Origin of the sequence: Fervidobacterium nodosum Rt17-B1 (genome assembly GCF_000017545.1) — a bacterium.
GTDB classification, from domain to species: Bacteria; Thermotogota; Thermotogae; order Thermotogales; family Fervidobacteriaceae; genus Fervidobacterium; species Fervidobacterium nodosum.
This window is the reverse complement of sequence record NC_009718.1, coordinates 1,289,478-1,302,363: the sequence shown is the minus strand read 5'-3', so window position 1 is coordinate 1,302,363 and position 12,886 is coordinate 1,289,478. Positions and strand designations below refer to the sequence as shown.

Sequence of the window (12,886 nt, the reverse complement as noted above, 5' to 3'; positions counted from 1 at the left end):
ATGATTGCTAATCTTGTAAAATATAACTGGACTAAAAAAATAAAAATTTTTTGGAGGTGAAGATATATGTCAAAGAAAGAGTTTGTAGTTGGTATTGACCTTGGTACGACAAACTCGGTTATAGCATGGATGAAGCCAGATGGAAGTGTGGAGGTTATTCCAAATGCAGAAGGTAGTAGAACAACCCCTTCCATTGTTTCGTTCACAAAATCCGGTGAAATTCTTGTTGGTGAACCAGCCAAGAGACAACTTATTCTTAACTCAGATAGAACTATAAAATCTATCAAAAGAAAGATGGGATCAGATTATAAGGTGAGGATCGATGACAAAGAGTACACTCCCCAAGAAATCAGTGCGTACATACTCAAAAAGCTCAAAAAAGACGCGGAAGAATATCTCGGTGGTGAAATTAAAAAGGCAGTTATTACTTGTCCAGCTTACTTCAACGACGCTCAACGACAAGCAACAAAAGAAGCTGGTATCATAGCTGGGCTTGAAGTTTTAAGAATTATAAACGAGCCAACTGCCGCAGCTCTTGCGTATGGTTTGGATAAGATGGAAGGTGAAAGAAAAGTACTTGTTTACGACCTTGGTGGTGGTACATTCGACGTTTCTATTCTTGAAATAGGTGGAGGCGTAATACAAGTTATAGCAACGAGCGGTAACAACCACCTTGGTGGAGATGATTTTGACCAGAGGATTATAGATTACTTAGCGGAGGAGTTTAAAAAACAATATGGTATTGATTTAAGAAACGATAAGCAAGCTCTCCAAAGATTGAGAGATGCAGCAGAAAAAGCGAAGATCGAACTTTCTTCAAAACTAGAAACGGATATAAGCTTACCATACATTACAGCAACAGCCGAAGGACCACTTCACTTAGAAATGAAATTAACAAGAGCGATGTTTGAATCGTTAACAAGGGATCTTGTTGAAAAAACAAGAGAACCTATAGAAAGAGCCTTGAACGATGCCAAACTTAAACCGCAAGATATCGATGAAATAATACTTGTTGGTGGTATGACAAGAGTTCCAATGGTACAGAAATTCATAAAAGATATATTTGGAAAAGATCCAAATAAGAACGTTAACCCAGACGAAGCGGTTGCAATAGGTGCAGCTATTCAAGCGGCTATTCTTGGTGGTACAGAAGGTGCAAAGGATAAGGATGTTGTACTTGTTGATGTAACACCTTTAACACTTGGTGTGGAAGTAAAGGGTGGATTGCTTGAACCGATTATTCCAAGAAATACAACTATTCCTGTTAAGAAGAGTAAGATATTCACAACTGCGGAAGATGGTCAGACAAGTGTTGAAGTTAGGGTTTACCAAGGTGAACGTGCGATGGCGAGGGACAACATATTCCTTGGAAGCTTCCAACTTGTAGGTATTCCACCAGCACCAAGAGGTGTGCCACAAATCGAAGTTACCTTTGATATAGACTCAGACGGTATAGTACACGTTTCAGCTAAAGATCTCGGTACTGGAAAAGAACAATCGATGGTTGTGACGGGAAGACATCAACTCAACAATGAAGATATCGAAAGAATGATTAAAGAAGCTCAGATGTACGAAGAACAAGATAAGAGGAAGAGAGAAGAGGTTGAACTCAAGAACAGAGCTGATGACACAGCTTACCATATTGAGAAAATCATAAAAGAAAACGAAGACAAGATACCAGTTGACACGAAATCAAGACTTGAAGAAATAATTAGAGACCTTAGGGATGCTATAAACAAAGACGATATTGCGAAGATTAAAATGCTTTACGATGATTTACAAAGAGAGAGCATGAAAATTGGAGAATATCTCTACAAACAACAAGCACAAGGCCAAACTGGCTCATCTGCTGAATAAGTTTTAAATTTAACAAGCAACCAAGCGTAGGGAGATTTAAAAATTTCCCTACGCTTTTTTAATTACTAATGTTATAATAACAACGATAAAATATCATTTGGAGGTGAGTAAGTGAGGAAAGTTTTTACAGGTATCTTGATAAGTGTTGGTGTTGCGACCTTGGTTGGTATTATCTATCTTAATTATCTGTTCTCTAAGATAAAATTCACAAATACCTTTTCACCAGAAGATGTTGGTGTACAAAATACTCAAAATAGTAAAATATACGGGGTAACCTCTGAAATAGATAAACGAAAAATTAGTAACTCACAGCAGTTAATGGTCGCAGTCTTTGGCGTAGATAAAAGAATTGGTTACGAAATACCAAGAAGTGATACTATAATGATTGTTGCCTTAGATCAAAAAAATAAAACGATAAAAATTGTATCTGTTATGAGAGACATTCTCGTTGAAATACCGAATTACGGTAAGGAAAAATTGAATAGCGCATACGCACTTGGAGGACCCAAATTGGCTATTACAGTCCTAAACAAAATACTTGGACTGAGTATAACGAAATATGTTTCTATTGATTTTAAAACATTCGAAAAAATTGTCGATTCAATTGGTGGGGTAGATGTAGAAATAAAAGATTACGAGGTTGAACAATTTAATATTAGCACAAGGGAACTTAATAGAGTAAACGGAGGAGTACCAGCTGAAACAATACAGGAACCCGGAGTTTATCGTTTAAATGGAAGGCAAGCGCTTGCCTACGCAAGAATTCGTTATGCTGGAAATGGTGATTTCGAAAGAACGTCACGTCAAAGGTATTTGTTGTCAAAGATATTTGAAAAAGTCAAGACTTTGCCGATTGATAAAAAGATGTATTTAATCGAAATAATTTTTGAAAATATTGAAACAAACATAAGACCTTCGGAATTACTTTCTCTTGCACTAATAAACATTACAAATTATAAGCTTGAAACATTCAGAATACCAGTCAGTGGTTTTTTTGAAGAAACAACTGAATTCATCGAACGTGAAAACACCAATTTATGGGTGTTGAAAATTGACATCGAAAAAAACAAGCAAGAACTGGTAAAGTTTCTTAAAACAAGATGAACAAAAACAAAAGACCGCTGAAAATCTCAGCGGTCTTTTGTTTTTATCTTTCTTTCAATCTCTATTTCTAGCTATTAATAACATTCTTATAAGCTGCATAATGGCCATTAGTGTATCTGCCACATATGTCATTGCTGCTGCCGAGAGTACAGCTTTAACACCCTTTAACTCATCTTTTGACATGAGCAGGTTTCTCTCAAGAATTTTCAGAGCTCTACTACTTGCATTGAATTCAACAGGTAGTGTTATTATGGAAAATAATACAACCGCTAGGAAGAGAAGTATTCCAAATTGCGCGAGCCCCATTGCACCTGTAAATATACCAATTATGAAGAATATCCAAGCAAGATTTGATGAAAAACTTGCGACAGGGGCTATAGCATTTCTTACAACCAATGGTACGTAGTGATTCGCATGTTGAATAGCGTGCCCGATTTCGTGGGCTACAACACCTAAAGCAGCAACAGAATAACTATTGTAAGTTGATTGTGATAACCTTACAACCTTTGTTCTTGGATCATAGTGGTCGGTTAACGTCCCCGGTATGCTTTCAATTCTTACATCGTAAAGGCCCGCGGAGTCTAATATAAATCTTGCTAATTCAGAACCAGTCATACCTATTCGTGAACGCACGTTAGAATATTTTGAAAAATTAGACTGAACCATAATTTGTGCCCACAATGCAAGTAGTAAAGCTGGAATTAAAAGTATAAACGTTGGATCGAAAAAGAACATACAGTTTCACCTCCTAGAAGAATTTATGTTTTATTCTCTTAATACTCACTCATTATTCTCCAATACTCTTCAGCAAGTATGCTCATACGAATTACGTCCCAGTAATGCCCTTTATAGTATCTGCCTTGTCTTTCCCTTCCTTCTTGGATAAAACCACATTTTTCATAGACCCTTTGAGCTCTTGGATTATTTTCAAAAACTCTCAACCAAATTCGATTGAGATTTAAGTATTCGAAACCATATCTAAGCATCAATTGTGTAACTTCGGTGCCTATACCTTTGTTCCAATATTCCGGTGTATATATAGCTATGCCATATTCCGCACTACGGGCTATCCAATCTATATCCTTGAATCCAACTGTTCCAATAATTTTATTGTCAGCTTCTATCGCGAATGTCAAGTTATTATGTGAAATGGCGTTTCTTTTTATCCACTCTTCTTCCAAGAAGTTGTTAATTGGGAAGACAAGACTTAGGTATTCTTTTACTTCCTCATTATTTAGGTATTCAACGAGTATTTTCGAATCACCTATTTCAAGAGGCCTTATTTTTGAAATTTTTCCTTTAATAATCATTATGAAGCTCCCTTCTAATTATTTTTTTCATCCAAATTGATTATTTCTCTCAAGCCTAAATTGCGCACATGAACGATATTCAATTGACCACTAATTTTGTTCAATTCTTGAAGGTTCATTATCTTTGTTCTCTTTTCTCCACCAAAGATATAAGTAACTCTATAGAATTTTTCATATTCTCTCCAAAAATCTTCTACGCTACCGCAAAATAAGCTTTCACCAGATTTTAAAACAAGAATTTTGTCACAAACATCTTCTATTTCATCTTCATCGTGTGTGACGTAAAATACCAACTTACCTGTGTTTTTATACTCGCTAACTAAAGATTTTACAACCTCTTTGGTTTCTACGTCAAGTCCTTCAGCCGGTTCATCTAATAAAACGATTTTTGGATTTTTCAACATACTAATTGCAAGAGAAAGTCTTTGCCGCTGTCCTTTTGAAAGACTACTTGGTTTGTTTTTCAAAATATGGGTGATTCCAACTCTTTCTAATATATCTTTAATATTTGCATTTGATTTAAAGATTTTACTGAAATAAATGAGATTATCTTCAACACTAAGTTCAGTTATGAATGTGCCTTTTTCAGAGACGTATGATACCATTTCTCTGTACTTCTTAATATCTTCAAATATATTTTTTTCATTTAAAAGAACCAAACCATTTGATGGTTTTAAAAAAGTAGCAATAATATTTAATAGTGTACTTTTACCACTACCATTTTCGCCTATTACAGCAACAACATTTCCATAATCAAACTCGGCATTTATATTTTTTAAAGCTATTTTCTTTTGTCCGTTTTCATCCAGAAATTCTTTCGATAGGTTTATTAATTTAAGCATACGTTTTTATTTATCCCCTTTAATTTTATTTACTTTCTCGGTATATCTATTATAAGTTTATTGGATTCATCCAAGCTTATCATTGTGTTTACGGATTTTACCTTAAGCACATCTACGTCTGAATTTATGTAACGTATCCTATAAAATTCTTTACCATTCTCAACTTTATAAGTTATTTCAAATCCATTCGGTTTAGTTGATATGTAATTATTCTTTACAAGATAATCTAATATATCACCACTTGTGGGTGGATTTTGTTCTAACATTAACATTTGAACAACAGCTTGATAGAGTGTTCTAAAATTTCCAGCAACATTTGTTGCTTTTGCTTGGGCAAGAGCATTAATACCTACAGGTGTTGCTACCGACATCAGTGCAGCGATTATTGAAAGAACTATTAACAATTCGATGAGTGTAAACCCTTTTTTCAATGCTCTCACCTTCTTAAATCAATAGACTATGCTCTTACCGGTAGAACAATGTATATATAACCTCCTACATTTCTTGGATTTATCTGAAGTGGGCTAAGATTGTCAACAAAGTTAAATTCGATTTCTTTCTCATCGATATGCTTTAACGGCTCATTTAGGAATTTGGGGTTGAAGTTAACTATAAGATCTTCTCCATCTTTTGTTATTGGAATACTTTCAACAGCCTCCCCAAAGTCAGAACTTTGGCTTGTAAGTTCCATTAAATCGTCTGTTATTTTTAGTTGAACTTTCTCGTTTCCTCTCTTTGATATTACCATTACACGTTTTAGTGCCTCTGAAAAATCATCTAAATTTAAAATCACTCTGGTCTTAAACGCCTTTGGCAATACGCGTTTGTAATCTGGGAATGTTTCTTCAACGGTTCTAACGATAGTTGTTACATCACCTGCGTTAAATGATACAAGAGAATGATCGTACGTTATATTTATTACCGGTTCTGTTGTACTGGATAAAAGCTTTTCCAACTCTTTTATACTTTTGAGTGCGATTATAAAATCAAATTCGTTTTCTAAGTTTAATTTTTGCTCTGCTAACCCTAATCTGTAACCATCACTTGCTACCAACCTCAAAAATCCACCGTGAATTTCCCAATACACACCATTCAAAGCCCTCATTGCGCTCTCGCTCGAAGCACAAAAACTGACTTTATCCAACATTTCCTCAAGTATGGAAGTTTCTACGGAAAATTTTATTCCACTTTCATCTGTGTCGACTATAGGAAATCTTTCTATATCTGAAACCGTTGTAATATTATATTTTGCCTTCCCGCTTCTAACCAACAATTTCCCATTGCTATATTCGAATATAAACTCATCTTCTGGCAAATTTCGGACAATATCATCAACTAATTCAGCATCTACTGCAAAAGCATCATTACCTTCATATTCTCCAACTTGAACCTGAGAAATAACAGAAGTTTGCAAGTCCGTTGCGTATATATTTATATGCCCATTTAATGGTTTAAAAAGTAAACATTGGAGAATAGGATCAACCGTTCGTGAACCGATTGCTGAAGAAGCAATTGAGATTTTCTTTTCAATTTCCGATTTACTGACAGTGAACTTCAACATTACTTGTCCCCCTTTCATTCACAACTTACAATTTATCTTTATACAATTTCCAAAAATGCTTTCACAATATTTGGATCAAATTGAACCCCAGAATGTTCTATTAATTCTTTTTTTGCTATTTCTTCAGGTAAACCTTTTCTGTAAGGTCTATCACTTCTCATAGCATCCCAAGCATCTACAACGGATATAATTCTGGATATCAATGGTATATCTTCTTTCGAAAGACCTGCGGGGTATCCTTTTCCATCCCATCTTTCATGATGGTGTAAAACATATTTTCCGAGTTCTTTTAATTCATCAGAAGTTGATAAAAAGTCATGACCATAAACTGGATGTTTTTTTATTACTTCAAATTCCTCGATTGTTAGCTTTCCTTCTTTATTTAGTATAGAAGATGGTATAACAATTTTTCCAATATCATGAACCAGTGCAGCCCAATAAGTTTTTTTAATTATCTCATCACTCAAACCTAATTTTTCCGCAAGTAAAGAAGCTAAATTAGCGACATTTTTTGAATGACCTTTTGTATAAGGATCGTGGTACTCGAGGATTCTTATCATAGTTATTATCATGTCTTTTTGAAATCTTCCTTGGTTTGAAAGATAAGTATGCGTTGCTATAAACTATGTATATCTGATACCAACACTTTGGAATCTGAGTTTGTTGAATTATCGAAAATATCTGCAAATTTCTTTCTATCTGTTACATAAACCCTTTCGGCAGAGTAAGGGAAATCGGTTTTTTTAACTTTTTTAGAAGAAATTATAGATGGGTTGAAAATTTTTCCTTTATATGAAACGATCTTACCATTTTCACCTTCGAACGTAACTAAACAACTGTTTTCTACATCATTGACAAAACTTAGAGATACTTCATGTATGTTTTTGTAGAATAACTCTTCCCTCTGTACAACTATATCTCTAAACTTGGTTGATAAATCTCTGAATTTTTGAAGTTGAGAAGATAGGTATTTTATTTTCTTATTCTTCTTTCTCATCCAAAAAAGCAAAAATATGTTTAAAGACGCAGAACTAATTGCAATAGTTGTTAGAAAAATGTCCACTGCTAAACCTCCTGGATGAATTTTTATTTTAGAATGGAATTATCCACTGCTTGTTACTTTAACGATTTTAACTTCTTTATCCTTCTTTATAACCCTATCTTCTGTGTAAAGCTCTCCATCTACAACAATTAAGTGTTCTTCTTTATTTAAATTCAGACGTTTCAATAATTCATATCCTCTAAAAGATTCCTCGAATTCATAAACTTTAAACTCATAGTACACTTTCAGATAAATCACCTCGAAGGCATAGGCAAATAATTAAACTTAAATATATTTATTCTTCTACGATATAAACGTAATCTCCTGTTTTAAGCATAGCAGCATTCGCTTCATCCGTATCAACATGGAATTCGAGAGCAAACTTTTCACTAACTCTTATAAGTACATCGTCGAATATTAATTTTCTATCGCCCTTTTCGACTATAACCTTAACTATATCCTTATCTTTTACTCCAAACTTTTCCGCATCGCTTGTATGCATGTGTATGTGTCTTTTAGCGATTATAACTCCCTTGTTTTTAACAACGGTACCTTTTGGACCAATAATTGTTATTCCAGGGGTGCCTTCTAAATCACCACTATCTCTGACAGGCGGCATTACACCAAGTTTAAAAGCGTCAGTAAGGGAAATTTCAACCTGTGTTTCCTTTCTTTCTGGTCCAAGGACCCTTACGCCTTCGATTGTACCTTTCGGTCCAGCGATAATTACTGTTTCTTTACATGCGAATTGTCCTGGTTGACCTAAATCTTTTATTGGCGTGAGTTGATAATCTTTTCCAAAGAGAATTTCAACATCTTCTCTTGAAAGGTGAACATGTCTGTTACTTACCCCTGCAACAATGGGCATCTCCTTCTTTTTCATATGATACTCCTCCTCTCTGAAATCTAATGGGATATTAATGTTAACTATTTTTAAATTTTCTTTTCGGTTGTATTAATGAAGGACGTATGTATACTGAAACGTTTTCTGGCAAGTACACATCGAATTGAACTGGCCCACGCTTAATATTTATCCAACACAATCCGGGGATTGATAATTCAAACCCTTCATTAACTTCTATACTTAAATTTTTAAAATTCAAACCGCTTATATCCATCTTTTTGCATGGTGGAACAAGTTCTTTTCCAAAGTATTTTGGAAAGTTATCTATGAAATTTTTGTTCTTGGTTTTGTGGAATGATACATTTTCTGGAGCAAATATTTGAAATATAGGTCTCAGACTTTCTTCATTTTTCATTTTGGCACTTATCTTACACAGACCACCGATAAAAATAACCTCTTCTGGATAAGGTTTAAATGTTTTTCTGTTAACTTCACCTTTTGCAAGAATTTTTGCTTGGCACTCTGCGTCAAATAAATCTATCATTCTATCATTAACAATTATACCTGGGGTATCGTAAACTTTCAAATTTTTCAACTTATGTTTTACTATTCCTATGGTTGTCCCAGGATATGGCGAAACTGTTACCTTCGAATTTGTTAATTTTTTAAGCAAAGAAGACTTTCCAACGTTTGTTACGCCTAAAACTAACATCTCGCCACGGAGATTTTCAAGGTACTTTTTTAATTTACTAATTCCGAATTCGTTTTTTGTGCTCGTTATAAATATATTATCACTATTTGCGTTATTTATTCTATCTGTTAACCATTTTTTGAGCTGTGCGCCGCTAACGGATTTTGGTAATATGTCGAATTTATTTACAACGTAGATTACATTCTTATCTTTAATCATCTCATTAATCTCGGGTCTATAAGTTCCCTCGAAATCAAATATGTCTAAAACGTACATAAAATTACGGAATTTTGTAACGGTTTTTCTTAAAAAATCTATTATTTCATCTTCGTCAACTTCTCCAACAAGCATACCGTAATGTTTTAATTTAAAGCATCTTTGGCAAAGTATTTCTTTTCCTTCTTTTAAGCGTCTTTCATAAACATCAGCTGGTATAAAACCAGGCTTTCCTGGTTTATCGTGTTGAATTTTTGAGCCACATCCTGGACATTTTTCAATCGTTTGAAATGCTTTGCTCATTACAGCACCTCGCAATAATTTTCTTCGGTATTTTTTACGATAATTTCTTTTCCATTCTTACAAAAACAAATTTATTCCCTTTTATATTTATCCTTTTGACACTTTTTCCAACGTAACCGATTCGCTTATATAAATCTATCGCTGCCGTATTTGTATTTTCCACATCTAATGTGATTTTTGAAAACCCATTTTCATGTGCAAGTTTTTCGGCGTAAAGCATCAACTTCTTACCATAACCCATACCGCGATGGTTTTTATCTACAGCTACGTTAGATATGTAAAATTCATTTTTGCTTACTTTGTTTCTCGTCCAAACTAATCTGAAAATTCCTAAACGTTTTATAAGTTCGAACCCCATTAACTGAAATAAAACCGCCGCGGTCTTTAGTGCTCTTTTTCTTATAACCCCTCCAGGATAACAAACTATAACTCCAACAACTTTACTTTCGTCTAATTCAAGAACGTATATGTTATCTAAGTAATACACTGTTCCTGGAGTTTTAATTAATCTTCCAAGTATTAATTTAACATGTGGTCCAAAAATCAGAGGTAAAAATCGAAACCCGGTCTCCAAAATAAGTGTTGCGACAACATCAGAATCTGAAACATTTGCTTTTCTGATATTTTCCATAAAAATCACTCCCAAAGATTATTAGATTTTGTTAACCAAAGGTATTGATAAATTTCAAAAACCATATTATCTTCTTAAATAGGGGACACCCCCCAATATACTCTCAATAAGGAGGTATCCCGATATGGTTAATGTCCAACTCAAATGCCCTCATTGTGGCTCTTCTAACTTCATCAAAAACGGTCATGATAAGTTCAAAAACCAAATCTTCTTTTGCAAAGACTGCAAGCGTTACTTTAAACTTTCTTTTACCAAAAAACACAAACTCTTCTCTTTCCCTTACCCTCGTTGTGTTCATTGTAACCATGTCATGGAAATTTACAAAATCCGCCGTTATTTCGTTCGTTTCAGATGCAGAAAGTGCAACTTCAAAACTTCTGTTCCGCTTTCTCTTCCTCAGCCTGTACCTTTCAACTTTCATCCCTTCAAATTCTTTCGTTTCCCTATCTATATCATTCTCAAAGCTTTCATCTTGTACTTCAAATACAACCTTTCTCTTCGTGCTATTAAAGCTTGCTTGAATATCAATGTCTCTCATGTTGCTATTTACAAATGGATTATCAAGTTATCTTCTGTTATTTCGCTTTTTGAGTTTGAGAATGTATTTAAAGTTCACGGTGATGAAACAGTTATTGTATTTCGAGACAAAAAGTACTATGTGTGGCTATTAGTTGAGCATGGTACGAATTTAATAGTAGCTTGGCATGTATCAAGATATCGTGATATGTCACAAGTTAAGATATTGTTAGATAAATACTTTAGTCAAAGAAAACAAAACACACAAATAGAGTTAATAACCGATGGACTAAAAGCGTACGAGATAGCAGTGAAACTAAATTTTGATAATGTTGAGCACAGAGAAGTAAGACTAGGTAAAAACAACGAATGTGAATCGAAATTTTCGTTATTTAAGATGTTTGTTAGAGCGAAAAGGAGCTTCAAGAAATTTAGCAACATACGGTACTATGTAAATGGTTTTTGTGTAGTAAGGAACCTATGCAAGTTATATGAGAACGAAAATGAGATGATTACAGCTTTAGCTTCCATCATCACTACTAGTTAACAGCATCAAAAGTTCATACAAGAATTTTACCACCCATTTACGATTAATAAAAATGTTACAATGTTGAGCATACTTATATAAAATAGAAAAAATGAAAAGCAAATGAAAAGATAGAGGCGTATTAGGAAAGGATTGAAAAATAAGAAAGTTTTCTATACATTTTTTATGTGGTTTTGTGGAAATGTTTTCAACTCGTTACTCTTGTTGTTGAGGATTTCTAAAATCATTTAGAATTTCGATATTCAAATCTACTAAAGTTACTTGGTTTCTATATGCAATCTTAGTAAAATAGTATCCGTCGGAGTTACGCGTGAGAGGGATAGGGGAAGTTATCACACACTCTTGGAATGGTTCGGAAGGAACTACGCAATAAAAAGCGAACATTTGGCTTATCATCCATGCAGTTTTTTTATCATTTACGGTCACAACCTTTACACCACGTCTTTCAAACGAGCGTAATTTTTTTACATCAAAGTTATCAATAAAATCTACCATTTGACCTGATACTTCCATTTCTTTTGAATCTTTATTTAGAAAAATAAAATTTTTGCCCTTTAATTGGATACTATTTTTCTTCAATTCGGCTGATTTCAAGTTTTTACCGATGATTATATCTGCCGATTTTAACTCAGCTCTAAACTCATTTATAAGCCTTTTCAAATCCATACCATCGAAATGTATAATTGCAAGTGTTATAACTTTTCGATGATTCTTCTTTTTGATTATTAAATTAAGGAAATTGATAGCTTTGTCAAATATACGCCTGACATAGTAATATAATTTTTCCATAATTTTATCGCCTTTAATTCCAAATTAGCCTTTATTCAATTGCTACGATAATTCTTCCAAAAGCATATTTCCTTGCATTAATTAAAGAAAGTGGGCGCCTATCGACTTTATTTTGATGGATACCATCTGGCATCTCGGCTGCGTCCCATACCCATATTTTACCGTATGGGTCAATCATTTCGAATATAACAACGTGGTCGAAAACACTATCTTCGTTCATATCAAAAAATATTAAATCCCCTTTTTTTAGCTCTTTTATGTTTTGGATAGGTTTGGTGTTATATTTGTAAAAGTTATCAGCTGTCACATCGTATACTAGTGTTTGTTTGTATATCATTTTTTTAAAACCAATTTGATTAAGCAGAAATATGATGAGGCCGCTACAGTCTATTCCGGATTCGCTTGTTCCACCCCAGACATATGGAGTACCTTTCAGTTTTGAAAGTATATTGAATATTTGCTCAATTTCAGAATTTGTTAATTCTCTTGTAGTGAAAGAAAATGATGATATAGTAAATATAACTAATAGACTAATAGTCGCTATCACATTAAATCTTCTCATAAAAATTGTTCCTCCTTGATTTTTCGATATTTCAGCATTTAACTAAAAAATATTATATCACAAAAATTTTA

The 12,886-nt window shown here is 33.8% G+C and carries 16 protein-coding genes; 3 read left to right on the top strand and 13 right to left on the bottom strand.

All coding sequences use genetic code 11. From position 1 onward, the window contains the following. Positions 1–66: 66 nt before the first annotated feature. Together dnaK and FNOD_RS06345 are read left to right on the top strand one after the other, a co-directional pair. Positions 67–1,857, top strand: coding sequence for a molecular chaperone DnaK (dnaK, locus tag FNOD_RS06350; protein ID WP_011994366.1), 1,791 nt, complete (start codon positions 67–69; stop codon positions 1,855–1,857). Between the two features lie 111 nt (positions 1,858–1,968). Further along, on the top strand, positions 1,969–2,961 hold the full coding sequence (locus FNOD_RS06345) for an LCP family protein (RefSeq protein ID WP_011994365.1): 993 nt from the start codon (positions 1,969–1,971) through the stop codon (positions 2,959–2,961). Positions 2,962–3,015: 54 nt separating this feature from the next. On the opposite strand, the gene FNOD_RS06340 is transcribed toward FNOD_RS06345, so the two are convergent. From FNOD_RS06340 to FNOD_RS06290, 11 genes are read right to left on the bottom strand one after another with little or no spacing between them, the layout of a single operon-like run. Continuing rightward, entirely contained in the window at positions 3,016–3,696 is a 681-nt protein-coding gene (locus FNOD_RS06340; protein WP_011994364.1) for a zinc metallopeptidase, read from the bottom strand. A gap of 38 nt (positions 3,697–3,734) precedes the next feature. Next, complete coding sequence (locus FNOD_RS06335) at positions 3,735–4,271, bottom strand: GNAT family N-acetyltransferase (RefSeq protein WP_011994363.1); 537 nt, start codon at positions 4,269–4,271, stop codon at positions 3,735–3,737. A 14-nt stretch (positions 4,272–4,285) separates the two neighbouring features. After that, positions 4,286–5,113 carry an ABC transporter ATP-binding protein gene (locus tag FNOD_RS06330; RefSeq protein WP_011994362.1) on the bottom strand — a complete coding sequence of 276 codons (828 nt, stop codon included), beginning with the start codon at positions 5,111–5,113 and terminating at the stop codon, positions 4,286–4,288. Between the two features lie 29 nt (positions 5,114–5,142). Next, positions 5,143–5,553: a type II secretion system protein gene (locus FNOD_RS06325; RefSeq protein WP_420794716.1), complete on the bottom strand. Its 411-nt coding sequence runs from the start codon at positions 5,551–5,553 to the stop codon at positions 5,143–5,145. A gap of 17 nt (positions 5,554–5,570) precedes the next feature. Continuing rightward, positions 5,571–6,674: a DNA polymerase III subunit beta gene (dnaN, locus tag FNOD_RS06320; RefSeq protein WP_011994360.1), complete on the bottom strand. Its 1,104-nt coding sequence runs from the start codon at positions 6,672–6,674 to the stop codon at positions 5,571–5,573. A gap of 38 nt (positions 6,675–6,712) precedes the next feature. After that, positions 6,713–7,246, bottom strand: a complete 534-nt coding sequence (locus FNOD_RS06315) for an HD-GYP domain-containing protein (protein ID WP_011994359.1) — start codon at positions 7,244–7,246, stop codon at positions 6,713–6,715. A 44-nt stretch (positions 7,247–7,290) separates the two neighbouring features. Continuing rightward, complete coding sequence (locus FNOD_RS06310; RefSeq protein ID WP_011994358.1) at positions 7,291–7,737, bottom strand: hypothetical protein; 447 nt, start codon at positions 7,735–7,737, stop codon at positions 7,291–7,293. 39 nt (positions 7,738–7,776) lie between these two features. After that, positions 7,777–7,959, bottom strand: coding sequence for a ubiquitin family protein (locus FNOD_RS06305; protein ID WP_011994357.1), 183 nt, complete (start codon positions 7,957–7,959; stop codon positions 7,777–7,779). 52 nt (positions 7,960–8,011) lie between these two features. Beyond that, positions 8,012–8,599, bottom strand: a complete 588-nt coding sequence (gene pduL, locus FNOD_RS06300) for a phosphate propanoyltransferase (protein WP_011994356.1) — start codon at positions 8,597–8,599, stop codon at positions 8,012–8,014. A gap of 40 nt (positions 8,600–8,639) precedes the next feature. Continuing rightward, positions 8,640–9,770, bottom strand: a complete 1,131-nt coding sequence (gene yqeH, locus FNOD_RS06295) for a ribosome biogenesis GTPase YqeH (RefSeq protein WP_011994355.1) — start codon at positions 9,768–9,770, stop codon at positions 8,640–8,642. Positions 9,771–9,804: 34 nt separating this feature from the next. Continuing rightward, entirely contained in the window at positions 9,805–10,401 is a 597-nt protein-coding gene (locus FNOD_RS06290) for a GNAT family N-acetyltransferase (RefSeq protein WP_011994354.1), read from the bottom strand. Positions 10,402–10,525: 124 nt separating this feature from the next. On the opposite strand from FNOD_RS06290, the gene FNOD_RS09705 reads away from it, so the two are divergent. Then, positions 10,526–11,464 carry a DDE-type integrase/transposase/recombinase gene (locus tag FNOD_RS09705; RefSeq protein ID WP_011993268.1) on the top strand — a complete coding sequence of 313 codons (939 nt, stop codon included), beginning with the start codon at positions 10,526–10,528 and terminating at the stop codon, positions 11,462–11,464. A 195-nt stretch (positions 11,465–11,659) separates the two neighbouring features. Here FNOD_RS09705 and FNOD_RS06280 read toward each other — a convergent pair whose 3' ends face one another. Next, a complete protein-coding gene (locus FNOD_RS06280; protein ID WP_011994353.1) occupies positions 11,660–12,253 on the bottom strand; it encodes a hypothetical protein in 594 nt (197 codons plus the stop codon). Positions 12,254–12,284: 31 nt separating this feature from the next. Beyond that, entirely contained in the window at positions 12,285–12,815 is a 531-nt protein-coding gene (locus FNOD_RS06275) for an NlpC/P60 family protein (RefSeq protein ID WP_011994352.1), read from the bottom strand. Positions 12,816–12,886 lie beyond the last annotated feature (71 nt).

What these genes read in the sequence shown, in the direction of transcription:
- dnaK (WP_011994366.1), top strand. Translation starts at nt 67, where the DNA reads ATGTCAAAGAAAGAGTTTGTAGTTGGTATTGACCTTGGTACGACAAAC.
- FNOD_RS06340 (WP_011994364.1), bottom strand. Translation starts at nt 3,696, where the DNA reads ATGTTCTTTTTCGATCCAACGTTTATACTTTTAATTCCAGCTTTACTA.
- FNOD_RS06335 (WP_011994363.1), bottom strand. Translation starts at nt 4,271, where the DNA reads ATGATTATTAAAGGAAAAATTTCAAAAATAAGGCCTCTTGAAATAGGT.
- FNOD_RS06330 (WP_011994362.1), bottom strand. Translation starts at nt 5,113, where the DNA reads ATGCTTAAATTAATAAACCTATCGAAAGAATTTCTGGATGAAAACGGA.
- dnaN (WP_011994360.1), bottom strand. Translation starts at nt 6,674, where the DNA reads ATGTTGAAGTTCACTGTCAGTAAATCGGAAATTGAAAAGAAAATCTCA.
- FNOD_RS06315 (WP_011994359.1), bottom strand. Translation starts at nt 7,246, where the DNA reads ATGATAATAACTATGATAAGAATCCTCGAGTACCACGATCCTTATACA.
- pduL (WP_011994356.1), bottom strand. Translation starts at nt 8,599, where the DNA reads ATGAAAAAGAAGGAGATGCCCATTGTTGCAGGGGTAAGTAACAGACAT.
- yqeH (WP_011994355.1), bottom strand. Translation starts at nt 9,770, where the DNA reads ATGAGCAAAGCATTTCAAACGATTGAAAAATGTCCAGGATGTGGCTCA.
- FNOD_RS06290 (WP_011994354.1), bottom strand. Translation starts at nt 10,401, where the DNA reads ATGGAAAATATCAGAAAAGCAAATGTTTCAGATTCTGATGTTGTCGCA.
- FNOD_RS09705 (WP_011993268.1), top strand. Translation starts at nt 10,526, where the DNA reads ATGGTTAATGTCCAACTCAAATGCCCTCATTGTGGCTCTTCTAACTTC.
- FNOD_RS06280 (WP_011994353.1), bottom strand. Translation starts at nt 12,253, where the DNA reads ATGGAAAAATTATATTACTATGTCAGGCGTATATTTGACAAAGCTATC.
- FNOD_RS06275 (WP_011994352.1), bottom strand. Translation starts at nt 12,815, where the DNA reads ATGAGAAGATTTAATGTGATAGCGACTATTAGTCTATTAGTTATATTT.